Raw genomic sequence first — 23,443 nt, forward strand, 5'->3', positions numbered from 1 at the left:
TCAGAATCTCAGCCGACGCTCACTCAGGAGACCGGCAACCGGCTGGGTCTAGCGCCGGCGGGGCCGAGTCGGAGGAGGTGACGTCGGGTGTGGTGGTCGCGCCGGCCCCACCGAGAGCGGTGGTGGCACCGACGGTCGGGCTCGCGCTGACGACCCTGCTGGGGGTCGGCGACACGTTGGCGCTCGGGCTGCCGTTCGGGGTCGGCGTCGAACCGATCGGGGTCGGTGTCGGCGTGGGCGTGGGCGTGTTGCCCCCGGTGACTGTCGGGTCGAGCGGGCAGAGCGGCTTCAGGTTGGGGTTGCTCGGCGTGTCACTGGTCAGCTCGGCGAGCTGACGCTCGGCGTCCGGCTCACTCTTGGCCCGGATACCGACCTTGACGGTGTCCTGTGCGGCGACCGTGAGGTCGTCCAGGCGGGTGCCGCTGCGGCGGTGCACGCTGGAGAGGTCCATCCCGGCGATCTGACCCTGGACACCGCGGAACACGGCGACCTGGCCCTCTTCGGTGGCTCCCACGTAGTACTGCCGCTGGGTGTACGTCCAACCACCGAACGCCGCACCGCCGACGATCACCAGCAGGGCCAGCGCCATGGCGGCCGTCCGGACCGGGCGTCTCTTCGGCCGGTCGGCGTCATCCTCGGCGGCCGCTGGCTCCTCGGGGGCGGCCGGGCGCGGCGCGGAGAGCGCCGAAGCCCGGGCGGCCGGAGTCGAGTCGTCTGCGGAGGTCGCCATGCCCCGGTCCCGGGCGGCGGCGCCACCCACGATCGGGGTCGCCTCGACGATGTCCTGATCCGTGGCGTCGGCGATGATCACCGTGATGTTGTCCGGCCCACCACCGCGCAGCGCGAGCTGCACCAGCCGCTCGACGCACTGCTGCGGGTCGGCGTACTCCCGCAGGGTCTCGCCGATGGTCTCGGCGCTGACCACGCCCGAGAGGCCGTCGCTGCAGATCAGGTACCGGTCGCCGGGCATGACCTGGCGGACCGAGTATTCCGGGTCGATGTCCCGACCGTCGAGGGCGCGGGTCAGCAGCGACCGCTGCGGGTGACTGCTCGCCTCCTCGGCGCTGATCCGGCCTTCGTCGACAAGCATCTGGACGTACGTGTCGTCCTTGGTGATCTGTGCGAACTCGCCGTTGCGCAGCAGATAGGCCCGCGAGTCACCAATGTGGACCATCCCCAGCTTGCTGCCGGTGAAGAGGGTCGCCGTCAGCGTGGTGCCCATCCCCTCCAACTGCGGGTTGGCGTCCACCGTGTCGCGGAGTTGTTGGTTGGCGGTGCCCACGGCCGAACGCAACGCATCGACGAGAGCGTCCCCCGGGACGTCCTCGTCGAGCGGCGCCATGGCACCGATGACGATGTTGCTGGCGACGTCACCGGCGGCCATACCGCCCATGCCGTCGGCAACGGCGAGTAACCGCGGCCCGGCGTAGACGGAGTCTTGATTGCCGTCTCGGATCAGACCGCGGTCGCTGTGGGCCGCATAGCGCAGGGTCAGAGTCATGGCCGTAATTCGAGGGAAGTGCGGCCGATCCGGATCGGCACGCCGAGGGGGACGGGGGTTGGTCCGGAGACCTTAGCGCGATCGAGGTACGTGCCGTTAGTCGAGCCGAGATCCTCGACGTACCACTGCCCTTCACGCGGCACGAGCCGGGCGTGTCGCGCGGAGGCGTAGTCGTCGGTGATGACCAGGGTGGAGTCTTCAGCCCGACCGATGGTGATCTGCGCTTCACCGAGAGTGATTTTGGTGCCGGCCAGCTGACCGGCCGTCACCACCAGTTGGTGCGCAGCTCTGCCCCGCTTCACCTTCGCTGGCTTGGCCGCCTGCCCCGTCGAGGCGCCCACCGCGCGCGGCGCGGCCACCAGGCGACCGGACCGGGCGCCCGCGAAGAGGTCCCGGCGGATCACGCCGACCACCGTGAACACGAAGATCCACAGCAGGATCAGGAACCCGAACCGGGCAACGGTGATGACCAGTTCCGGCAAGGCAGGTCAGCCGTCCACGCGGAAGGTCAGCGTCGTCGTACCGAGCTGGACCATGTCACCGGGGTTGAGCGCGACGGCGGAGACCCGCTGCCCGTTCACCATGGTGCCGTTGGTCGAACCCAGATCGGTCAGCACGACCTGGCCCCCGTCGAAATCCAGCCGGGCGTGTCGGCGGGAGATGCCGACGTCGGGCAGGCGCAGGTTGGCCTGGTCGCCACGACCGATCACCGTCGACCCCATCTGGAGGGGGTAGGTGCGACCGTCGCCGGAGACCAGCCGCACGTTGCGACCGCCACCGTGCCCGGGCGGCGGGCCGTAGCCACCGCCCTGGTCGTACGCGGGGTAGGCGGGCGGGCCGGCGTCGTAGCCGGGTGCCGACACCGGGGCGACCTCACCACCGGTGTAGACCTCGGCCGTGACACGGAACATGCCCGTGTCCAGGCCCTCGCCTCGCTCGATCTCGACGATCACGTCGCCGTAGACCGTCCACGCCTGCTCGCCGATGAACTCCGCCTGCGACTGGGCCAACTCCTGGGCCAGCGCGGCGGCGTACGGCGCCAGCCGACTGTGGTCGAACGGCGAGAGATCGATCACGTAGCGGTTGGGCACCAACGTGCGCCCACCGGCCAGGATCGCCTTGTGCGCCTCGGCCTCCCGCTGCATGGCGTTGAGGATCTCCACGGGGTGGACCACCCCTTTGAAGACCTTGGCGAAGGCCCCTTCGACCAGGCCTTCCAGACGCTTCTCGAAGCGTTGCAGCACGCTCACCGGCTCCTCCTCGGGTCCCGAGGACATGATGGTATCCGGCCGGCGCGCGCGCAGCTCACACGCCGCTCGGCCGGCTGCTCTCGACCCGTTCGGAAGGGCCGGGACTGTCGTGCTAATCTTTCGTCCGCCACGAACGGTAATCGCTCGTGGCGAGCGCCAGGGACAGCGTAGTATTCCCGGGGCCCGTTGGAGACAGCGGGGCCGGGCAGCTAGAGTGTTCCGTGTTGTGCCACGGGGATGTGGCGGAATGGCAGACGCGCACGGTTCAGGTCCGTGTGCCCGAAAGGGCGTGGGGGTTCAACTCCCCCCATCCCCACCACCGACGAGGGCTCCGCTTGATGCGGGGCCCTTCCGTCATATCGGGGCGTGCTGGACGTCACGCTATGCTCCGATGGATTCTGCCTCCGATGGACCAGGAGTGGCGTGTGAGTGTCGCGTTGGTGACAGGGTCGGGTGGTCTGATCGGCTCCGAGGCGGTCCGGCATTTCGCCGGCCTCGGTCTGGATGTCGTCGGCATCGACAACGACATGCGCCGGTACTTCTTCGGCGAGGACGGCTCCACCTCATGGAGTCTGGAACGGCTCGGCCGTGACCTGGGTAACGCGTACACCCACTTCGCGGTGGACATCCGGGACCGCGACGGCCTGGAGCAGGTGTTCAAGAAGTACGGCTCGGACATCGCCGTGGTGATCCACAGCGCTGCCCAGCCGAGCCACGACTGGGCAGCCAAGGAGCCGTACACGGACTTCGACGTGAACGCCGGTGGCACGCTCAACATCCTGGAGAACACCCGCCGGCACGCGATCGACGCGCCGTTCATCCACTGCTCGACAAACAAGGTCTACGGCGACCGGCCCAACAGCCTGCCGCTCACCGAGCTGGAGACCCGGTACGAGCTGCCCGAGGACCACCGCTGGTACCAGGGCATCACCGAAGAGATGTCGATCGACCACTCGCTGCACTCGGTCTTCGGCGCCTCGAAGGTCGCCGCGGACGTGATGGTCCAGGAGTACGGGCGCTACTTCGACATGAAGACCGCCTGCTTCCGGGGTGGCACCCTGACCGGCCCGGCGCACTCCGCGGCGGAGCTGCACGGGTTCCTGGCCTACCTGATGCGCTGCGTCATGGAGGGCCGGACGTACAACCTCTTCGGCTACAAGGGCAAGATGGTCCGGGACGCGATCCACTCGCACGACGTGTTGACAGCGTTCGAGGCGTTCTTCCGGGCTCCGCGGTCCGCGGAGGTCTACAACCTCGGTGGCGGCCGGCACTCCAACACCTCCCACATCGAGGCGTTCCGGATCGCCGAGGAGATCACCGGCCGCGAGGCGCAGATCAACTACGTCGAGCAGAACCGCACCGGCGACCACCAGTGGTACGTCAGCAGCATGGCCCGGTTCGAGGCGCAGTATCCGGACTGGAAGATCACATACGACGTGCCGATGATCCTGCGGGAAATCTACGAGGCCAACGTGGACAAGTGGGTGGCCCAGTCATGAGCGCCCGGACCAAGCGCAACGTGCTCGGCGTCCTGGTCGACGCCACCGACTACGCGACGGCGACCGACGCGGTGGTGACCGCCGCGCACGAGCGGCGTCCCCTCGCACTGACCGCGTTGGCAGTGCACGGTGTGATGACCGGGGTGCTCGACCCGGCGCACAACGCGCGGCTCAACTCCTTCGACGTGGTCACGCCGGACGGGCAGCCGGTGCGGTGGGCACTCAACCTGCTGCACCACGCCGGGCTCAACGACCGGGTGTACGGGCCGACCCTGACACTGCACGTGCTGTCGCGCTTCGCCGACGAGGGGCTGCCGGTCTACCTGTACGGCTCGACCGAGGAGACCCTCGCCCGGCTGATCCCGGCCCTGGAGCGGATGTTCCCCGCGCTGAAGATCGCCGGGGTGGAGCCGTCCAAGTTCCGTGCCGTCCAGCCCGGCGAGGACGCCGAGATCGCCGACCGGATCCGGTCCAGCGGTGCCCGGCTGGTCCTGGTCGGGCTCGGCTGCCCGCGCCAGGAGGTCTTCGCGTACGCCATGCGGCCGTTGCTCGACATGCCGCTGATGGCTGTCGGCGCGGCCTTCGACTACCACGCCGGGCTGCTGCGCCAGCCTCCGCCGTGGATGCAGCGTGCCGGCCTGGAGTGGTTCTGGCGTCTCGGTCTGGAGCCGAAGCGGCTCTGGCGCCGCTACGTCATCCTCAACCCGGCGTACCTGAGCCGGCTCGCCGCGCAGAAGGTCGGCCTGTGGAAGGCCCGTCCGCCGGCGCCGGCCACCGAGCGGCCGGCCACCTTCTCGGTCTGAAACCCGATCCGTACGACGCGAGGCCCCACCCGGCGATGCTTGGGTGGGGCCTCGGTCGTGGGAGACCGGTCAGACGGTCAGGGTCCAGGTGTTGATGTAGCCGGTGTCGACCGAGTAGGTGTCCCGCACCTGAAGCCGCCAGATGCCGTCGGCGGCCTCACCGGACACGTTGACCGTGTACGTGGCGTTCACGTTGTCGGCGCTGTCCGAGGTGCTGCTGTTCTTGAGCCGGTACGAGCTGCCGTCCGGGGCGAGCAGGTCGATGACCAGGTCGCCGCGGTAGGTGTGCACGATGTTCACCGCCACGGTGGAGGTCGAGGAGGCGTTGCGACCGCAGCCGGAGATGGTGATCGAGCTGGTCACCGCCGAGCCGGCGTCCGGGATCGACACGTCGGTGCCGTTGGTGCCGGTGCAGCCGGTGGGCGGCGGCGGGGTGGTGCCGGTGCCGACGTAGAGCAACAGGTTCGGCGAACCCGAGCCGGGGTTGCCCACCACGTTGGGGGTGGCGTTGGCCACCAGTTGGTTGCGGACCTGAGCCGGGGTCCAGCTCGGGTTGGCGCTGGCCACCAGGGCCGCCGCTCCGACCACGTGCGGGGTGGCCATCGAGGTGCCGCTGATCGTGTTGGTTGCGGTGTTGCTGTTGTACCAGGCCGAGGTGATCGACGAGCCGGGCGCGAAGATGTCCAGGCAGGTGCCGACGTTGGAGAACGACGACCGGGCGTCCGAGCTGGTCGTCGAGCCCACAGTGATGGCTTCCGTGGTACGCGCCGGCGAGGTGTTGCAGGCGTTCGCACCGTTGTCGTTGCCGGCCGCGAGGCCGTACGTGACGCCCGAGGCGATCGAGTTGCGGACGGCGTTGTCCAGTGAGGTGTTCGCGCCGCCGCCGAGGCTCATGTTCGCCACCGCCGGCTTGATCGCGTTGGCGGTGACCCAGTCGACGCCGGCGATCACACCGGCGTTGGTGCCACTGCCGGAGCAGTTCAGCACCCGTACGCCGACGAGCTGTACGGCCTTGGCCACGCCGTACGAGGACCCGCCGACGGTGCCGGCCACGTGCGTGCCGTGCCCGTTGCAGTCGTCGGCCGACCCGCCGTCGACAGCGTCGTAGCCGGAGGTGGCCCGGCCGCCGAAGTCGTTGTGGGAGAACCGGATGCCCGTGTCGATGATGTAGGCGTGCACGTTGCTCGCCGTGTTCGGGTAGGTGTAGGAGCTGTCCAACGGCAGGTTGCGCTGGTCGATCCGGTCGAGGCCCCAGGAGGGCGGGTTGGCCTGCGTGCCGGAGATCGAGACGGTGTGGTTCTGCTCGACGTACGCCACCGCCGGGTCGGCCGCGATCCGCGCCGCCGCGCTGGCGCTCACCTTGACCTCGAAGCCGCGCAGCGCGGCGCCGTAGGTGCGGGCCACAGTGCCGCCGTGACGGCCGGAGAGCCGCTTCGCGGTGTCGCCGACCCGGTCCCGGGCCACGGCGCTGTCCTTGAGTACGACGATGTAGCTGTCCGGCACGGCGGTGGCTCCGCCGGCGGCCCGAACCACACCCTCGGGTTCGGCGGCCAGGGCTGGGGTGCCGACGGCCAACATGGTCGCCGCGGCCACCCCGATCAGCACGGACCTTCGTGGAAGACCCATCTCCTACCTCCCTCTGACCGGCGGCGGAACGTGACCGCCAGTCCCAACATCAATCGACAATTGCCGATCTAGCTGAGGGTAGATCAGCGCTCCGGCAGTTGAACATGCCGAAACGTCCATACCTTCGAGTGATGACCCCCTACGGGCCCGGCGTCCGGGACGAACGGGGGACGGGCCCGGATTCGCCCCGCCGGGATTCGGGAAAGACTCTCGAACATGGAGAGTCAGCTCACCATCCTGCTTCCGGTCGCCGCCGTCTGGCTGGCCGCCGGCGTCGTTGCCGACGGCCTACCCCGACTGCGCAACACCCGCATGCTGCGCCGGCGTACCGGATGGTTGCTGGTGCTGGCCGTCACCGGCGTGGCGCTCACCGCGGCCGTGCTCGGCGGCGGGCTGTTCAGCACCGGTGCCACACCGGTCGACCGGGCCGCCACCGGGCTCACCCTGGCCGCCGGCCCGGCGCTCGTGGCGACGGTCTGCTCGGTACGGCGGATCCGCCGCCTGCGGGCCGGTGCGGGCGCGTTCGCCAGCGCCCCGGCCACCCCCGCGCCGCACGGCCTGCGCGCCGCCGCGGCCCACCCGCTCGTCGGGCTGCCACTTCAGGTCACCGCGTTGGCCACGGTGCCGGCGCTGATCGCGGCGGCAGGCGCCGACCTCGGAGCCGACCCCGGTGTCACCGGGCCGGCGATCACCGTCGGTGCGCTCGCCGTGGTCGCCATCGGGGTCCGGCACGCGCTCCGCCACAACCGCCTCGCCGAGCGGGTCCAGCCCGTCGCGGCGCCGTCAACGCGGACGGCTGGCGCCCTGCACGTATAGCAACTCCAGGATCGACCTGGTCGCCTCGAACCAGCGGTCCAGCCAGTCCTGCGAGGGCACGGTGCCCTTCGGCGGCAACTCCATCAGCAGACCACGCAGCAACGGGTGGTCGGCCAGGGACTGGGGCGGCTCCATCGGCCAGCCCGACGGCGGGAACGACGGCTCGATCAGCGGGTTCGGGTCCAGCGAGGGCAGCGAGAGCGGAGGATCCGTCGTCTCGGAAGCGCCATCCCGCCCACCCAACTCCTGGTCGGTCGAGACCACCTCGGTCAGAACCGTGTCCCGACGAGCGCCGCGGTACTTGCCACCGAACCGTTCCGGCTTCGCCGGACCGGTGGTGAGGTTGTCTGAGCCGATCGTCGTCATCCGTCTCGCCTACTCGCTCGGTTGCGGGTCGGTGCGGCGGGTCGTCGACAAGCGCCGTACCGACCGGTTCAACGAGACGGGGGCGCTCTGGCGACGGGAATCCCGGACGGAACCTCTCCGACCCCCGGCCGCGACGCGACCACTCCTGCGGACACGGCAGAGTCCCCGCCCGGCGAACCGGGCGGGGACTCCACTGACCAGTCGGTCAGACCGCGCCGAACACACCACCCCGGGTGCCGGCGACGAAGGCGTGCCAGTCACCCGGGGCGAAGACCAGGGCGGGGCCCGCCTTGTCCTTCGAGTCCCGCACTCCGACCGCCCCCGTCACGTACGCCACCTCCACGCAGTTGTCACAGTTCGGCCCGCTCTTCGAGCTCTTGAACCATGCTGCCTGCGTCAGGTCCACGGGGAACCTTTTGGTCGCCATTTCCACAACGGCTCCTCTGCCAGTTTTGCGATGTGTGCGACGGACTCCTCCGGACGTATGGCCGCAGCGCGGATGTGATCGAAGATGAAGCTGTACTTCTGTAGTTCGTCGCTCTTCTCGAGGAAGAGCCCACCCGTGGCGTTCTCCGCGTACACAACATCCGGATCACCGGGCTCAGGGAAGCTGAGGATCGTGAACGTGCCGTCCATGCCGGCATGCGCACCCACCTCGAAGGGCAGGATCTGCAGCGTCACGTTCGGCAACTCGGCCACCTCGACCAACCGCTTGAGTTGACCGCGCATCACCTCGTCCCCGCCCACCGGCCGACTTACCACCGCCTCATCGAGCACCACCCACAGATCGACCGGATCGTCCTGGGTCAATAACGACTGACGGCCCAGACGGACACGCACTCTTTGATGCACCTGATCGGCTGTGAAGTCCGGACGGGCGGCGCGGATCATGGCCCCGGCGTACTCCTCGGTCTCCAGAAGACCCGGAACGACCTGCTGTTCGTACGCCCGGATCGAACTCGCCGCCGCCTCCAGCCCGACGTACGCGCCGACGAGCACCGTGCTGTACGGATGCCACCAGCCCTTCTGGCGGGCCTCCCGGGCGATCTGCACCAGCTCGTCGCTCTCGGCGCCGACCACGCCGTAGATCCGCAGCATGTCCCGCACGTCGCGTGGGGTGGCCGTGGTGTGCCCGGTCTCGATCCGGGAGACCTTCGACGCCGAGCACTCCAACTGTTCGGCGACCACCTCGATGGTGATCCCGGCGGACTCCCGCTGCCGGCGCAGCTCGGCCCCGAGCCGCCGCCGTCTGATGGTGGGACTGCGCCGCTCACTCATCGCGCAACCCGTGAGTCACTGGTCCCCGCCGCTGGCTGCTCGACCCCACTCGGGCTACCTCCGGTAACGCGCCACTGGTGACACCCGCCGGGGGCGCGACCGTCGACCGGCGAGCGTTCGCGACGAGGGGGGTGGTGCCGGTCCTCGGCCGGCCGCGACGGGCGAAACCGCCCTCAGTGTGCCGCCCGGACGCGGATGGCTTCAATAGGCCTTTCGCGCGACACGCTCACGTATCGGCAAAAGTCGACGTGCAACTTGCATGAAGCACGTCCCTGATGCACTCTGTCCGTATGGCTCGGATCACTCAGCGTCTCCGTCCGGTCCCTCGGAGTGGTGACCCCACCGCTGCGGGGAAGCCGGGCACGGCGCGGGCCCGGCCCACGACAACGCGACCTGCTCCGGGGTAAGGACCCCGCCGCTGCAAGCCGGCAAGCTGCGGCGGCGGGCGCGGTTCCCGGAAGCAACCGGGTGGTGGTCGGGTGGCGGCACGTCACCAGCGGGGTACGGCCCGACCACCGCCATCCGCACCACCGGTTCACGAGGCACGACCCCGTCACCGGCCGAGACGTCCCCCGTTCAGGCACCGCCGGCGCAGCCGCCGGCCGATCCTCCCCAGGAGCCCATGTGCTTCCCCGCACCGGTGACGTACTGCACGTGACTCGCGCGGCGAGTGTCCAGTTCCTCAGGCCGATCAAGTTCCGGGTGATCCGGGTGCTCGACTGGCCGACCTATGACGGCTGGCTCTGGCTCGACGGCTACGAGTTGAACGCCGCGGGTGACGCTGTCACCCGACGTTCGATCTTCGTCCAGCGGGAAGGGCTGCAGCAACTGCAGGCCGCCCCCGAACCCCGCCCGCACACCGTGCGGGCCCGCCGCCCGGTCGCGCGTACCCCGCTCCGGGTGGGCTGACCGACCCGATCCGCCGCCGGTGGGCGTGCCGTCGCCATAGAATTGGTACGCCCACCCCGGCACCGTTCCACCCGCTCGTCCAGGACCCTGACCCTGGGATGGTCATGGTCAATCAGCCCGCCCTGCGGCGGCACCACCGCTCCCGTATCGCCTATGCCTTCGGACTCCTCGCCCTCCTCGGGGCGATGGCGACACTCCTGGTCCTCGTCCGCGACCCGGCGATGTCGTCCACCCGGCTGACCGCGCCGGTGCCCGCACCGGAGATCACAGTGCTCGACTCCGACCCACCGACCGGCGACGGCCAGTCGGTCTACGACGAACCGGGCTGGACCGACACTGACGCCCCGGCCGACCACGCCGATGGCGCCGACCCGACCGGATCGGTGTCCGGCCTGGGTGCCGGCGGCCAGTCCGACGGCCGTCAGGAACTCACCGAAGCAGCTCCGGCCGGGCACAGCGCCACTGACATCCGCCGCTCCCTCTTCTGGTCCGGCATCTTCGGCCTCGCCATCTCGCTGGCCGGCATCGGTCTCGTCGGCACCCGCCGCCGGATGTGGTGACCAGCTGTTACGGCGTGTTCGTCACAGTGGGGCTCGGCGTGGTCGGGCTCGCCCCGGTCGGCGGCTCGGCCTGCGAGACGATCAACAACACCTCGTCGTCGGTCGACACCGACGTGCCCGCCTCCGGCTCGGTGCCCACCACCGTCCCCGGCGGCAGCTCCGACGGGCGGTACACCACCCGGTAGGGCAGACCGAGCCGGGTCAACAGCCCTTCGGCGGTGGCCTGCGGCAGGCCGGCGAGCGGTGGCACCGGCAGTTCGTCCGGAGCGTCAGTGGTCGCCGAACTGCTCGGCGACTCGCTGGTGGGCGCCGCCGACGTGGGAGCCGCGCTGGTCGGCGGGGTGCCGGGGGCGCTGGTCGGCGGCAGCGAAGGGGTGGACCGCGGATCATCCGGGTCGTCATCCTGCTGGGAGCGCACCAACCAGAGCGCGCCTCCGAGCAGGGCGGCGAGCAACAGTGCCAGTACGCCCCAGAGAATCGGCAACCACCACCGCCGACCGCCCTGCTCCTCGACGTACCACTCGGCGTCGTCCGGCCTCGGCGAGCGCACCTCGGCCCGTCCGGACCACGGCGGCGGGATCGGCGCGGTCCGGTCGGCCGGCGGGCCCGGCCGGGTGCCGGCGGACCGATCGATCGGCATGGTCTGGTCGGGCGACAGGTCGGGGCGGGCCGGAACGGTCCGGTCGATCGGTGCCGTCTCGTCCGGGTCAGCGGCGGCTGGCGTCGGCTGCGTCGGCTCCGGGCCGTCGACGGCGGGGCCGGACGGGGCCGGGCCGTCGGCGGCGGGCCCGGACCCCGGCCGGTCAGCGGCGGGGGGCAGGGGGCGGGTCTGGTCGTCGTCGTGCTCGCCGGCGGGAGGCTCTTGGCGGTCGTCGCTCATCGCACGTCCTTTCCCGAACCCGGACGGGCGTCATGGCCCTCGACCGCCAACCTAGTCGCCCACACCGCCATCGGTGCGGATCAGCGTGCCGAGCCGCGCCGGCCGCCGGTGAGGCAGCGCGGCGGGCGGCTCGACCCGCCGGCCGGAATCAGGGAGTGGGTTTCGTGGTCGGCTGGTCGCCGGAGTCCGCCCCACACCAGATGCTGACCTGGTCGTTCCACCGGGCCGGTCCGTCCTCGGCCGGCTCCTGCCGGCTGACCTTCCCGGTGCGTCCGCTCACGTAGCGCGGGTAGAGGCCCTCGTCGACCAACTCGTCGGCGGCGTCGGCGCACCTCTCGCCGATCACGTCCGGCACCTCGGCGGCCGGCGCCGGGCCGGCGACCTGGAGCTGCACCGTCGTACCCCGGGCGACCTCGGTGCCCACGTCCGGTGTGGTGCTCTCGACCGTACGCCCGACGCCTCCACCGAAGACCAGCCGCCAACCCAGCCGCTGCTTGCGCAGGGTCTCCCGGGCCTGCTCGAAGTCGGCGCCGATCACCGGTGGCACGGTCAGGCCGGCCCCTTTCGTCGAGGTGGCGGAGGTCTGGGCCGCCGACGGTGTCGGCCGTCCGCTGCTCGGTCGGGGTGCGGTGGCCCGGCTGGTCGCCGCGCCAGCCGTGGTCGCGACGGCCAGCGGATCACCGGAGGGTGTGTCATCCCCGCCAGCCAGTAACCAGCCACCGGTCGCACCGACGGCGGCGAGCAGCACCGCCGCCAACCCACCACCGAGCACGACGCTGGCCCGGCCCGCACCGCCACCGGCGGCATTCTGCTGGCCCGTGTTCGTGTCCGTCATAACGCCCACCGCCTCATCACCGGCGACCGTACCGCCCGCCGCCCAATCCGCCCGCACCGGCGGTCCACACCGGCGGGTCGTTGCGACTCGCCGCGCCGACGACGGGACGTTACGCTGCCCCGCATGGCCAGACAGGGCTGGGGAGTGTCGATCGCAACGGCGATCGGGGTCGCTGCCGGTGCGGGTGCGGCACAACTGGGCTTCGGCTACGGGCTCGGCGTCATCACCTGGACGCCAACCGATGCCGGTGCGACCGACACGGCCTGGGCGGACGGCCTCGCCTGGGCCACCTGGCTCGCCGCCAGCTCGACGGTGCTCGGCGCGGTCTGCGCGCAACGGCTGCACCAGCGGAACGCCCCGGCGAGGACCGCGACCTCTCCGGCGACCGCGACCGACGGTGTTTCCCGCCACGAGGGCCCGCAGCTCGGCGACCGGGCGCCGGCGCACGAGACCCCGGATGAGGGGGATGCACCGGCCGTCGAAGCGACCCGGCCGGGGGTGGCGGCAACACCACCACCGGTGGCCGAACCGCCCGTCCACGACGCGGGCAGCCTGCTGCGGCGGGTGACCCTGGCGCTCGGCGCCGGGTTGGGCGGGCTGGTCACGGTGCTGTTGATCGCCGTACCCGCCCGGGTCGCCGCTGGCGGGGACACCGACGCACCGCAACGGACGGCCGCCGTGCAGGCCACGCTGGGCATCCTGATCGGCGTCCTCGTCGCCATCTGGGCACTTCGCTCCCGAGCCGCCGCGGCCAACGTGACAGCGACGGCCGCCTGGCTCTGGCTGCTCGCGGTGGTCTCGGTGATCGACGGGGTACGCGTCGGACGAGGGTTGACCGGCGCGCAACTCGGCACCTGGCAGTTCGACCCGGACCACGCCCGGTACTGGATCGGGGGCCAGCTCTACTGGCCCGGCGCGCTGCTGGCACTGGTGCCCGCGCTGCTGATCGGTGTGCTGGCCGCCCGTCGGTCCGCCCGCTCGGGCGGGCACCGCGTGGGTGCGGCGGCCTCCGGTGCGGCTGGCCCGGTGCTCGTCGCGCTCGCCTACCTGACCACCCTGCCGCACTGGTCGACGCTGGGCCCCGCACAGCTGTCCACCCAGCTCGTCGCCCCGTACGCAGTGCTCGCCGGTGTCGGCGGTTCGGTGCTGGCCGCCCTCCTCGCCGAGCGGGCCGAGCGGAACCACGCGGCCGACCGAAGCCGCCCGGCCGACCGGAGTGCGGTCGGCCGGGACACGGTGGCCGATCCGGCCCCGGTCGCCGAGACCGACCCCCGGTCAGCGGTCGGCGGCTCGGCGGCCGGAACCCCAGCCCCGACGGCCGGCTCCACGGCCTCGACGACCTCGACGGCCGGAACCGCAGCGCGGCGCCGGAGAGCCGACGCCTCACCGCAGACGCCTCGGACGGGACCCCTGCCGGGCGAGGCCACCGCCGCACCGCAGGTGCCCGCCCCGCGCAAGGACCCGGACCTCACTGACAAGGACCGTCCCACCGAAGCGGCAACAGCGGAGAACCCGGCCCCAACCAGCCGGCCCACCCGAGCATCCCGCCGCGCCCCCCGCCCCACCACCGACTAACCCCCAGGGCCACCCCCACCCCGGATGGGGACGCGGTGCGCGAGTGGGGTGGGTCAGGTGGTTGGCCAGGTGTGGACGGGTTCGTTGGTGCGCTGGAGTTCGGCGTAGCGCGTGACCATGTGGTGCAGCGCGGCCGTCCGGTCCATGCCGTGGTGCCGCTCCGCCGCCCAGACCGCCTCGGTCTGCCAGACGGCACCGTTGCGGCCGGTACGGCAGCGCTGCTCGATGATGCCGAGCAGCCGGTCCCGTTGCGCCGGGGCGACACCGAACCCGTCCAGGCCGGCGGCGGCGGTGGGCAGCAGTTGCTCCAGGACCAGTTTGGTGACCGGCACGTCGCCGAGCCCGGGCCAGTGCAGCGCGGCGTCGAGGCCACGTCGGGCGGCTGCGTGGAAGTTCTCCTCGGCGGAGCTGAAGGTGAGTTGACTCCAAATCGGACGGTCGGCCTCGGCCAGACCGCGTACCAACCCGAAGTAGAAGGCCGCGTTGGCCAGCATGTCCACCACCGTCGGACCGGCCGGCAGCACCCGGTTCTCCACCCGCAGATGGGGGCGGCCGTTCATGATGTCGTAGACCGGACGGTTCCACCGGTAGACAGTGCCGTTGTGCAGTCGCAGCTCCCCGAGCTGTGGCACACCGCCGGCGTGCAGCACCTCCACCGGGTCCTCGTCCTCGCAGATCGGCAGCAGCGGCGGGAAGTACCTGACGTTCTCCTCGAAGAGGTCGAAGATCGAGGTGATCCACCGTTCGCCGAACCACACCCGCGGCCGTACGCCCTGGGCCTTGAGCTCGTCCGGACGGGTGTCGGTGGCCTGCTGGAACAGGGCGATCCGCGTCTCGGCCCACAGTTGGCGGCCGTACAGGAAGGGGCTGTTCGCCCCGACCGCGACCTGCACCCCGGCGATGGCCTGGGATGCGTTCCAGTAGTCGGCGAAGCTGTCCGGGGCGACCTGGAGGTGGAACTGGAGGCTCGTGCAGGCGGCCTCGGGGGCGATCGAGTCGGTGTGTGTCCGCAACTGCTCGACGCCGCGGATGTCCAGCTCGATGTCCTCGCCCCGGGCGCCGACGATCTGGTCGTTGAGAACCCGGTAGCGCTCGTTGGTGGAGAGATTGTCCTCGACCAGGTGCCCCTCGGTGAGGGTGGGCAGGATGCCGACCAGGACGATCTTCGCGTCGGATCTGGCGGCACGTTCGTCGGCCCGGGAGAGGCTGCCGCGCAGGTCGTGCTCGTAGTCGGCGAAGCCGGTGCCCTCGATCAGTCGGGGCTCGGCGTTGAGTTCCAGGTTGAACTGCCCCAACTCGGTCTGGAAGAGGGGGTCCGCGATGTCGGCGAGGATCTCCTCGTTGCGCATCGCCGGCTCAGCGGCCGAGTCGACCAGGTTGAGTTCGATCTCCAGGCCGGTCATCGGCCGGTCGGCGTCGAAGCCGAAGTCGTCCAACATCAGGGCGAAGACGTCCAGACACCGCCGCACCTTCTGCCGATATCGGACGCGATCATCCCGGGTGAAGGCGCCCTCTGAGACGTCCCTGCCCATGTGTCCTCCCGACGGCCGGCGCGGTCGGGATCATGCCGTCCCGGAAGCGCTTTGTGAAGCATCCACGGTAAGAGCGCCCACCTGACCGGGGCCAGAGGCCGACGGCGGGGATCCGGTGTCGGCCGGCGCGGACGCGCTCGTGGCGCCATCTGTACCCCGTCGGCGACCGGCTGGACCCGATGGCGGTGCGAACAACCCGTGACAATTACCACGAGTGGGAACGGCGAAGGGCCCGCGCCGACGTACGGCGCGGGCCCTTCGTACCGGATCACCGGGAGGGTCCCCCTGACCCTCCGGCGATACTCGAAGATCAGGCCTGACGGACGGCCTCGCCCTCGATCTCAATCTTGATCTTGCGGCTGACCAGCACGCCCCCGGTCTCCAGGGCGACGTTCCAGGTCAGGCCGAACTCCTCGCGGTCGATCTCGGTGCTCGCGGAGAAGCCGAAGATGTCCTGGCCGAACGGGCTGCGGCCGACACCCTCGAACTCCACCTCCAGCTCGACCGGGCGGGTGACGTCCTTGATGGTCAGCTCACCGGTGAGGACGAACTCGCCGCCGCGACGGGACTTGACCCCGGTGCTGCGGAACTCGAGCGTCGGGAACTTCTCGGCGTCCAGGAACTCGGGGCTGCGCAGGTGCGCGTCCCGGTCGGCCTGGGTGGTGTCGACGCTGGCGGCCTGAATGGTGGCGACGACCGACGACTGCAGCGGGTCCTCGGCGACGGTGATGGTGGCGGTCGCCTCGTTGAACTCACCGCGGACCTTGCTCACCATCATGTGCCGGGCAACGAAGCCGACCCGCTTGTGCGCCACGTCGAGCGCGTAGGTGCCGGCCGCCGGGATGGTGAGGCCGTCCCAGTCGCGGGTAACCGCATCGATGCTGCTGGTCATGCTGCTGTCCTCCAGGAGATTGTTTAGTAGCCCAACGACTGCTTGAGCAACTATAACTGCAACAACATTCCCCGTGTCAAGCACTGGTATGATGAACCAGTGACCAACGTCTTCGACGATCCCCGGATCACCGCCGTCGGCCTGCTCTTCGAGGCACACGCCGGGCTGTCAGCCCGGTTCAACGCCCAACTCGAGGAGCACGGGCTCTCCGCGGTCGAGTTCGAGGTCATCACCCGACTGGCCCGCTCGCCGGGCAACCAACTACGCATGACCGACCTCGCGGCGCAGACCTCCCTGTCGACCAGTGGAGTGACCCGGGTGGTGGACCGGATGGAGCGCGACGGGCTGCTCACCCGCCGGGCCTGCCCGAACGACCGGCGCAGCTCGTACGCGGTGGTCACCGCCGCCGGAATGCAACGCCTGAACGAGACGCTGCCCGGGCACCTGCAGATGATCGAGCAGTGGTTCACCGGGCAACTCGACCCCGAGGCGCTGGCGGCCCTCCTCGACGGGTTGCGCCGCGTCCGCGACGCCGCGCATCCGTGCGCCACCGCCGGCAGTGACGACGTCAGTCCGGAGCAGGTCGCGGCCACCGACGGCGCCACCCGTCGGCCCTGAGCGGCACCCGCCGCCGAGCGATGGCAGCGGCAGAAAGACCGGCAGAACTGGCCCGGCCAAGCTGGATTATTGGGTCCAAGCCGACTTTCTGCCACCACACCGGTGGCAGGCTTCCTGCACCGGGGATCACCGGGGGGTGACGGCGCGGGCGATCAGCGAGGGGTAGCACCAAAGGGGGCTCTTCGCCCGCGCCACTCTCCCGTCGCGATCGGCGCGGGAGCAGGCTATTGAGCCGGTCCGCCCCGGGCGGCGATCAGCGCGTAGAGCAGGCCCGACTCCTGCGGCAACAGCCGGATGCCGTGCTCCGCACAGACCCGGTCCAGTCGATCGAGCACCGCCGGGTCCGCGGTGCTCGCGGCCAGTCCCACCAGCGCCTCCACCGCGTCGCGGCGATCCTGCCCCGCATTGTCGGCGGAGGCGGCGAACCACTCGGCAGCCAACTCCCGGTCACCCCGGTGCAGCGCCAGGTTCCCCTCGATCAGTGCACAGAGCCCGACCTCCGGCCCGCCCCAGGCCAGCGCCGCGTCGTCCCCGCGCGGTCGCGGCACTGTCGGTCGCGCCGGCACGGCCTCCCCGCCGCCGGCGCGCAGCTCGGTCAGCACCTCGGTCGCCTCCGCGACCCGCCCGTCCTGGGCGAGCGCCAGCCCGACGGTCCCGAGCACCCGACGGCGACGCCCGGGGTCACCCAGCTCGGACAGGGCGGCGATGGCCCGCCGGCCACGGTCGATGGCGTCCGCGTACCAGCCCTCCAGGCGGGCGACCTCGGCGCGATTGGCCCAGCCCAGCACCCGCAGTCGCTGCTCCCCACTCTCTGCGGCCAGCCGGTCCACCGCAGCGAGCCGCCGACGGGCCGCGGCCAGGTCGCCCGTGCGGATCTCGTGCCAGGCGAGGCTGTTCTGCGCCACCGCCAGGTCCCGGGTCCGACCGTTACGGGCGGCCAACCGCAGCAGCGCCTCGGCCTGCTCGCGAGCCTCGTCCTGCTGCCCGACCGAGATCAGCAGGGCGCCGAGCACGTTCCGCGCCTCCAACTCCCCTGTGACGTCGCCGGCCTGCCGGAAGGTGTCCAATGCCGCGCGGGCCGTCGACAGCTCTTCGGCGCCCGCACCGTGCTCAGCCGCGAGCCGGGCGACCCCGAGGGCGGCCCAGCCTCGCAGGAGAGGATCGGCATCGGCGGTCCTCGGGTCCGCCAGCAGCCGCCGCAGCCACTGCCGCCCGACCACATCACGTCCACGGAACCGCCACCAGCGGGTCAGGCAGGCCGCCAACCGCAGCGCGGTCAACGGGTCGTCGGTCGCCGCGTGGGCCAACGACGAGCTGATGTCACTGCTCATCTCGTCCAGCCGGTGCACCGCGTCGGGCAACCGTGGGCCAACCAGGTCGCTGGCGGTCCGGGCCACCAGGCGCGCGATGACCTCGGCATGTCGACGCCGGATGCAGGTCAGCTCACCCCCACCGGCTGCCTGCTCGATGGCGTAGTCACGAACCGCGTCGAGCAGCCGGAACCGGAACGACCCGGTTCCGCGTACGCTCAGCAGCCCCAACTCGACGAAGCGGTCCAACAGCGGAACCGGATCGATCGCCACAGTGCCGTCCCGGTCGGCCTCGTCGGCGAGCATCTCCTCGGCCAACTCCACCGACCAGCGGTTACCGAAGACCGCCAACTGCCGCAGCGCGGCCTGCTCGTCCGACGCCAACAGGCGGTAGCTGAACGCCACCGCGTCCCGCAGGGTGACCGCTACCGAGACCGCCGCACGGGTGTCGGGTCCGCTCGTGCGACCGGTGAGCGCCTCCGGTGCGTCCCAGCCCGGGTGGGCGGACGCGTCAGCGGGGGTGGCCAGGTCGAGCACCCGGTCGCCGTACCGGTCGAGCAGTTCGGTGAGGTCGAGGAGCCGGCCGCGGGCGGCCATCAGCTCGATGGCCAACGGCAGCCCGCCCAACCGGCGCACCAACGCGGCGAGCGCCGGCAGCTCAGCGGGGGTGGGCGGCTCCCGGCGGACCTGCGCGAGCCGGGCGGTGAACAACGCGACAGCCGGCCACGCGTCGAGCTCGGAGTGCTCGGCCTCCGGTGGTGGCACGTCGAGCGGCGCGACCGGCCAGACCCGCTCACCGGGCAACCCGACCGGATGCCGCCCGGTGACCAGCACCCGCAGCGAGGGCAGTGCGCCGATCAACCGGTGCACTGTCGCGGCCACCGGGCCCGGGGCGCGCTCCACAGCGTCCACCACCAGCAACGTCGGCCGCCCGGCGAGCAGCGCCACGAGTTCGGACAGGCGCGCCACGCCGAGCACGGACATCGAGGCGGCGAGCACGTCCGGGCCGTCCGCGCCCTCGCCGACCAGCACCCCGGCGACGCCGGCCGGGTGGGCCGAGGCCACCAGGTGCGCCACCGACGTGGCCAGGGCGGTCTTGCCGACGCCGGCCAGCCCGACGAGGCTCACCAACCGGGGCCCCCGCTCCGCGGTCAGCATCCCGGCCAGTTCGGTGAGGTCGCGCTCCCGGCCGATCAACGCGACCGGCGGCGGGAGCGCGACCGACGGGTCGGCGGGTGCGGCCGCCGAGGTGGCGTTGCCGCCGACCCCGAACGTCGTCGAGGTGGCGTCTGGCGGGGCCGGTTCGGCACCGACGCCACGGGCCGCAGCAAGGAACGCCGCCCGGCTGGTGCCGGTCAGCGCCAGCGCCCCGGCGAGCAGTTCGACAGTGGTGCGTTGGGGCCGGATCGACCGGCCACGCTCCAGGTCACGCACCGTCCGCACACCCACCCCGGCCCGGGACGCCAACTCGGCCTGGGTGAGGCCGGCGGCGCGTCGATGCCCGCGGAGCAGCTCCGGCAGCGTGGTCCGTCCAGCCGGGCTCCGCGACCGGTCATGATCCGGAGTCATGGGCACGAAGAGTACGGATTGACTCCGACCGTCGGCAGTCGAACGTCGGGCTACTGACGCCCGCTCGCCGAAACCCGACAGCCGTACGGACAGTCCATCCGGGACGACCGGCCGATCAGTCCGGCTGGACCAGTCAGAGACCCAGATCCCGAGCGATGATCATGCGCTGCACCTCACTGGTGCCCTCACCGATCTCCAGGATCTTGGAGTCCCGCCAGAACCGGGCCACCGGGTACTCGTTCATGAAGCCGTACCCGCCGTGGATCTGGGTGGCCTCCCGAGCGTTGTCCACAGCGATGGTGCTGGCGTGCAGTTTCGCGATGGCGGCCTGCCGCTTGAACGGCTCGCCGGCCAGCATCCGCGCGGCGGCGTCGTAGTAGGCCAGGCGAGCGGTGTGGGCCTTCAGCTCCATGTCGGCGATCTTGAATTGGATCGCCTGGTTGGCGCCGATCGGCTGGCCGAAGGCGTGCCGCTCCTTCGCGTACTTGATCGACTCGTCGACACAGCCCTGGGCGAGACCGACGGCCAGCGCGGCGATGGCGATCCGGCCCTCGTCGAGGATCCGCAGGAACTGCGCGAAACCCCGACCTCGGGCGCCGAGCAGGTTGGCGGCCGGCACCCGGCAGTCGTCGAAGGTCAGCTCGTGGGTGTCCGAGGCGGTCCAGCCCACCTTGGAGTAGCCGGGCGCGACGGTGAACCCGGGCGTGCCGGTCGGCACGATGATCGTCGACAGCTCCTTGGAGCCGTCCGGGTTCGTGCCGGTCACCGCGGTGACAGTGACCATGGCCGTGATGTCGGTCCCCGAGTTGGTGATGAACGCCTTCGAACCGTTGATCACCCACTCGTCGCCGTCCAGCACCGCCCGGGTCTGCGTGCCGGCGGCGTCCGAGCCGGTGCCCGGCTCGGTCAGACCGAAGCCGGCCAGCGCCTCACCGCTGAGCAGCCGGGGCAGCCAGGTCGCCTTCTGCTCCTCGGTGCCGAAGCGGTAGATCGGCATCGCGCCCAGCGAGACCGCCGCCTCCAGCGTGATGGCCACGCTGGAGTCGACCCGGGCCAACTCCTCCAAGGCCAGGCAGAGCGCGAAGTAGTCGCCGCCCATGCCGCCGTGCTCCTCGTCGAAGGGCAGGCCGAACAGGCCCATCTTGCCCATCTGCCGGATCACCTCGTACGGGAAGGTGTGCTGCTCGTAGTGCTCGGCGATGACCGGGGCGACCACCTCGCGGGCGAATTCCCGCACGCTCTCGCGCAGCGCCGCTTGTTCGTCGGTGAGCCGGAAGTCCATCTCATCCTCCTGTAAGGACGGTCCGCCTCGGCGCTCGTGACGCCGGGAGCGGGTCGCTGTGCGGGCCTGAGTCGATGATCAGACCGGGGTGACGCCGTGCCGACGGCGGGAGAAGTGCCGATCCTTGGTACGCGCCGCCGCGAAACGACGGACCAGCTCGGTACGCAGGTCGTGCGGCTCGACGATGGCGTCCACGACCAGTTCGCTGGCGAGCCGGACGACGTCGATGTCCTGCTCGTACTCGGCGCGCTTGGCGGCGACGAAGGCGGCCCGCTCGTCCTCGTCGGCGATGGCGGCGATCTTGTTGGCGTAGACAGCGTTCACGGCGGCCTCGGCGCCCATCACGGCGATCTTCGCGGTCGGCAGCGCGATCGTGGCGTCCGGCTCGAACCCGGGGCCTGCCATCGCGTAGAGGCCGGCGCCGTACGCCTTGCGGACCACCACGCAGATCTTCGGCACGGTCGCCTCGGAGATCGCGGTGATCATCTTGGCGCCGTGCCGGATGATGCCCTGCTTCTCCACCACGCTGCCGACCATGAAGCCGGGGACGTCGCTGAGGAACAGCAGCGGCACGTTGAACGCGTCGCAGAGCTGCACGAACCGGGTGGCCTTGTCGGCCGAGTCGACGAAGAGCACGCCGCCCTTGAACATCGAGTTGTTGCCGACCACGCCGACGACCTGACCGCCGAGACGGCCGAAGCCGATGGTCAGCTCCTTGGCCCAGAGCGCCTGGATCTCGAAGAACGAACCCTCGTCGAGCAGGCCCTTGACGTACCGCCGCATGTCGAACGCCTGCCGCTCGCTGGCCGGCACCAGCGCGGCCAGGTCGGCCTTTGCGGGCGCGGCGACCGCCGGCGCGGTCGGCGGCGCCTGCGTCCAGTTCGCCGGCAGGTACGACAGGTAGGTCTTCACGACGTCGAGCGCGTCGGCCTCGGTCTTGCAGAGGAAGTGCCCCACACCGGATTCGGTGGTGTGCACCTTGGCCCCGCCCATCGCCTCCAGGGTGGTCTTCTCACCGGTGACCATCTCGACCATGCGGTCGGAGCCGAGATACATGCTGGCGTTGCCGTCCACCAGCGCAACCACGTCGCAGAACGCCGGAATGTACGCCCCACCGGCGGCGCTCGGGCCGAACAGCGCGCAGACCTGCGGGATGGAGCCCGAGGCGCGGACCTGGTTCCAGAAGATCTTGCCGGCGCCGCGCCGGCCGGGGAAGAGGTCGACCTGGTCGGTGATCCGGGCACCGGCCGAGTCGACCAGGTAGACCATCGGCACGCCGGCGCCGTACGCCCGCTCGATGATCCTGATGATCTTCTCGACGGTGCGGGCGCCCCAGCTGCCGGCCTTGACGGTGGAGTCGTTGGCCATCAGACAGACCTGTCGACCGTCGATCGTGGCGGTGCCGGTCACCACGCCGTCGGCGGGCAACCCCTCGGCGAGCGCGTTGGCGTAGAGGCCGTCCTCGACGAACGAGCCCTCGTCGACCAGGAGCGCGACCCGCTCACGGGCGAAGAGCTTGCCCTTGGCCGCGTTGGCCGCGTGGTACTTGTCCGCGCCGCCGGACCGGGCCCGCTTGCGCAGCTGCTCCAGTGCCTCACCGTCGAGCGTCACGCCGACTCCTCCGCCATATGACCTGAACGATCGTTAGGCTAGCGCACTCGCACCACTGTCGGCGACCCACGAGCGAATCAGACAGTGGGGCCGAGAAGCAAGACATTGAATAACATGAATACTTGTCGCTAGGCTCCTGGCACCCCTCCTCCCAGATCGGAGTCAGCGATGACCTCACGACTCAATCGGCTCGCGGTCGCGTTCCTCGCGACGGCACTCGCCACCCTCGGCGTCACGGTCGCCAACCCCGCGCCCGCGTCCGCCGCCATGACCATCTGCTACAACACCAGCCAGGCGGGCAGCTACGCCAGCGTCGCCAACCAGGCCGCCTCGATCTGGAACAACGCCACGGTCAACCTGACGCTGTCGGCGAACTGCGGCTCCAACCTGCGGATCTACCGGATCACCGGCGGCGGCTCGTACGCCGTGCGGACCAGCCTCGGCAACGGCCGGGTCTACATCGACACCCAGCAGGCCGCCCAGTACAGCGTGCTACGGATCATGACGCACGAGATCGGGCACATCCTCGGCCTGCCGGACAACTACAACGGAAACTGCGCGCTGCTGATGTCCGGCGGCAGCGCCGGCACCAGCTGCACCAACCCGTACCCGAGCACCGCCGAGGCGAGCCGGGTCAGCAACCTCTTCGCCGGCACGTTCAGCGCCACCGACCGCAGCGCGGACATCTTCCGCGACAGCTGGCCGAGCGCGCTCACCCCGGTGAGCTGACC

Annotated in this window: 22 protein-coding genes and 1 tRNA gene; 9 read left to right on the top strand and 14 right to left on the bottom strand. The window is 71.0% G+C overall.

From position 1 onward, the window contains the following. Positions 1-19: 19 nt before the first annotated feature. The 3 genes from OH804_RS27810 to OH804_RS27820 are packed head-to-tail and all read right to left on the bottom strand — an operon-like array spanning position 20 to position 2,778. Positions 20-1,501, bottom strand: coding sequence for a PP2C family protein-serine/threonine phosphatase (locus OH804_RS27810; RefSeq protein ID WP_406060497.1), 1,482 nt, complete (start codon positions 1,499-1,501; stop codon positions 20-22). Further along, positions 1,498-1,983, bottom strand: a complete 486-nt coding sequence (locus tag OH804_RS27815) for an FHA domain-containing protein (RefSeq protein ID WP_030487599.1) — start codon at positions 1,981-1,983, stop codon at positions 1,498-1,500. The genes OH804_RS27810 and OH804_RS27815 overlap by 4 nt, the downstream gene beginning before the upstream one ends. A gap of 6 nt (positions 1,984-1,989) precedes the next feature. Further along, positions 1,990-2,778 (bottom strand): DUF3662 and FHA domain-containing protein, encoded by a 789-nt coding sequence (locus tag OH804_RS27820; protein ID WP_007454122.1) that lies wholly within the window; start codon positions 2,776-2,778, stop codon positions 1,990-1,992. Positions 2,779-2,984: 206 nt separating this feature from the next. Here OH804_RS27820 and OH804_RS27825 point away from each other — a divergent pair. The 3 genes from OH804_RS27825 to OH804_RS27835 all read left to right on the top strand — a co-directional run bounded on the left by OH804_RS27825 (position 2,985) and on the right by OH804_RS27835 (position 5,053). Continuing rightward, positions 2,985-3,070: transfer RNA gene (locus tag OH804_RS27825), tRNA-Leu, on the top strand. 64 nt (positions 3,071-3,134) lie between these two features. Further along, positions 3,135-4,250 (top strand): NAD-dependent epimerase/dehydratase family protein, encoded by a 1,116-nt coding sequence (locus tag OH804_RS27830; RefSeq protein WP_406060500.1) that lies wholly within the window; start codon positions 3,135-3,137, stop codon positions 4,248-4,250. Beyond that, positions 4,247-5,053 carry a WecB/TagA/CpsF family glycosyltransferase gene (locus tag OH804_RS27835; RefSeq protein WP_196920416.1) on the top strand — a complete coding sequence of 269 codons (807 nt, stop codon included), beginning with the start codon at positions 4,247-4,249 and terminating at the stop codon, positions 5,051-5,053. Before OH804_RS27830 ends, OH804_RS27835 begins: the two co-directional genes overlap by 4 nt. A gap of 69 nt (positions 5,054-5,122) precedes the next feature. Here the strand turns inward: OH804_RS27835 and OH804_RS27840 are convergent, their stop codons facing one another. Then, positions 5,123-6,679 (bottom strand): S8 family serine peptidase, encoded by a 1,557-nt coding sequence (locus OH804_RS27840; protein WP_196920415.1) that lies wholly within the window; start codon positions 6,677-6,679, stop codon positions 5,123-5,125. A 216-nt stretch (positions 6,680-6,895) separates the two neighbouring features. Between OH804_RS27840 and OH804_RS27845 the strand changes: the two genes are divergently transcribed. After that, positions 6,896-7,495 carry a hypothetical protein gene (locus OH804_RS27845; protein ID WP_406060503.1) on the top strand — a complete coding sequence of 200 codons (600 nt, stop codon included), beginning with the start codon at positions 6,896-6,898 and terminating at the stop codon, positions 7,493-7,495. On the opposite strand, the gene OH804_RS27850 is transcribed toward OH804_RS27845, so the two are convergent. The 3 genes from OH804_RS27850 to OH804_RS27860 form a co-directional block, all read right to left on the bottom strand. Continuing rightward, a complete protein-coding gene (locus tag OH804_RS27850; protein ID WP_196920413.1) occupies positions 7,463-7,861 on the bottom strand; it encodes a hypothetical protein in 399 nt (132 codons plus the stop codon). The genes OH804_RS27845 and OH804_RS27850 overlap by 33 nt on opposite strands. A gap of 205 nt (positions 7,862-8,066) precedes the next feature. Continuing rightward, positions 8,067-8,288: a DUF397 domain-containing protein gene (locus tag OH804_RS27855; protein WP_130405931.1), complete on the bottom strand. Its 222-nt coding sequence runs from the start codon at positions 8,286-8,288 to the stop codon at positions 8,067-8,069. After that, positions 8,258-9,139: a helix-turn-helix transcriptional regulator gene (locus OH804_RS27860; RefSeq protein WP_091396372.1), complete on the bottom strand. Its 882-nt coding sequence runs from the start codon at positions 9,137-9,139 to the stop codon at positions 8,258-8,260. Before OH804_RS27860 ends, OH804_RS27855 begins: the two co-directional genes overlap by 31 nt. Before the next feature lie 624 nt (positions 9,140-9,763). Between OH804_RS27860 and OH804_RS27865 the strand changes: the two genes are divergently transcribed. Next, positions 9,764-10,048 carry a hypothetical protein gene (locus OH804_RS27865; protein WP_091396374.1) on the top strand — a complete coding sequence of 95 codons (285 nt, stop codon included), beginning with the start codon at positions 9,764-9,766 and terminating at the stop codon, positions 10,046-10,048. Positions 10,049-10,146: 98 nt separating this feature from the next. Beyond that, positions 10,147-10,608: a hypothetical protein gene (locus OH804_RS27870; RefSeq protein WP_196920411.1), complete on the top strand. Its 462-nt coding sequence runs from the start codon at positions 10,147-10,149 to the stop codon at positions 10,606-10,608. Positions 10,609-10,615: 7 nt separating this feature from the next. On the opposite strand, the gene OH804_RS27875 is transcribed toward OH804_RS27870, so the two are convergent. Beyond that, positions 10,616-11,488 carry a PASTA domain-containing protein gene (locus tag OH804_RS27875; RefSeq protein WP_406060506.1) on the bottom strand — a complete coding sequence of 291 codons (873 nt, stop codon included), beginning with the start codon at positions 11,486-11,488 and terminating at the stop codon, positions 10,616-10,618. Between the two features lie 148 nt (positions 11,489-11,636). Next, positions 11,637-12,323, bottom strand: a complete 687-nt coding sequence (locus OH804_RS27880; protein ID WP_406060509.1) for a PASTA domain-containing protein — start codon at positions 12,321-12,323, stop codon at positions 11,637-11,639. Positions 12,324-12,446: 123 nt separating this feature from the next. Here OH804_RS27880 and OH804_RS27885 point away from each other — a divergent pair, with 123 nt between their 5' ends. Beyond that, a complete protein-coding gene (locus OH804_RS27885) occupies positions 12,447-13,898 on the top strand; it encodes a hypothetical protein (protein WP_406060511.1) in 1,452 nt (483 codons plus the stop codon). Positions 13,899-13,951: 53 nt separating this feature from the next. Here OH804_RS27885 and OH804_RS27890 read toward each other — a convergent pair whose 3' ends face one another. Both OH804_RS27890 and OH804_RS27895 read right to left on the bottom strand, forming a co-directional pair. Continuing rightward, positions 13,952-15,430 carry a glutamate--cysteine ligase gene (locus OH804_RS27890; protein ID WP_406060513.1) on the bottom strand — a complete coding sequence of 493 codons (1,479 nt, stop codon included), beginning with the start codon at positions 15,428-15,430 and terminating at the stop codon, positions 13,952-13,954. Between the two features lie 310 nt (positions 15,431-15,740). Then, the gene (locus tag OH804_RS27895) at positions 15,741-16,322 is read right to left on the bottom strand and encodes a YceI family protein (RefSeq protein ID WP_091396394.1); all 582 of its coding nucleotides are present in this window, start codon (positions 16,320-16,322) and stop codon (positions 15,741-15,743) included. Between the two features lie 99 nt (positions 16,323-16,421). Between OH804_RS27895 and OH804_RS27900 the strand changes: the two genes are divergently transcribed. Beyond that, positions 16,422-16,940: a MarR family winged helix-turn-helix transcriptional regulator gene (locus OH804_RS27900; protein ID WP_196920406.1), complete on the top strand. Its 519-nt coding sequence runs from the start codon at positions 16,422-16,424 to the stop codon at positions 16,938-16,940. Between the two features lie 224 nt (positions 16,941-17,164). Here the strand turns inward: OH804_RS27900 and OH804_RS27905 are convergent, their stop codons facing one another. The 3 genes from OH804_RS27905 to OH804_RS27915 all read right to left on the bottom strand — a co-directional run bounded on the left by OH804_RS27905 (position 17,165) and on the right by OH804_RS27915 (position 22,712). Beyond that, positions 17,165-19,819, bottom strand: coding sequence for an ATP-binding protein (locus OH804_RS27905; protein WP_406060515.1), 2,655 nt, complete (start codon positions 19,817-19,819; stop codon positions 17,165-17,167). 133 nt (positions 19,820-19,952) lie between these two features. After that, the gene (locus OH804_RS27910; protein WP_406060517.1) at positions 19,953-21,101 is read right to left on the bottom strand and encodes an acyl-CoA dehydrogenase family protein; all 1,149 of its coding nucleotides are present in this window, start codon (positions 21,099-21,101) and stop codon (positions 19,953-19,955) included. Between the two features lie 78 nt (positions 21,102-21,179). Then, positions 21,180-22,712 (bottom strand): acyl-CoA carboxylase subunit beta, encoded by a 1,533-nt coding sequence (locus OH804_RS27915; protein ID WP_406060519.1) that lies wholly within the window; start codon positions 22,710-22,712, stop codon positions 21,180-21,182. 168 nt (positions 22,713-22,880) lie between these two features. Here OH804_RS27915 and OH804_RS27920 point away from each other — a divergent pair, with 168 nt between their 5' ends. Further along, complete coding sequence (locus OH804_RS27920; protein WP_406060521.1) at positions 22,881-23,441, top strand: snapalysin family zinc-dependent metalloprotease; 561 nt, start codon at positions 22,881-22,883, stop codon at positions 23,439-23,441. Positions 23,442-23,443 lie beyond the last annotated feature (2 nt).

Source organism: Micromonospora sp. NBC_00860 (genome assembly GCF_045207375.1).
GTDB lineage: Bacteria > Actinomycetota > Actinomycetes > Mycobacteriales > Micromonosporaceae > Micromonospora > Micromonospora vinacea.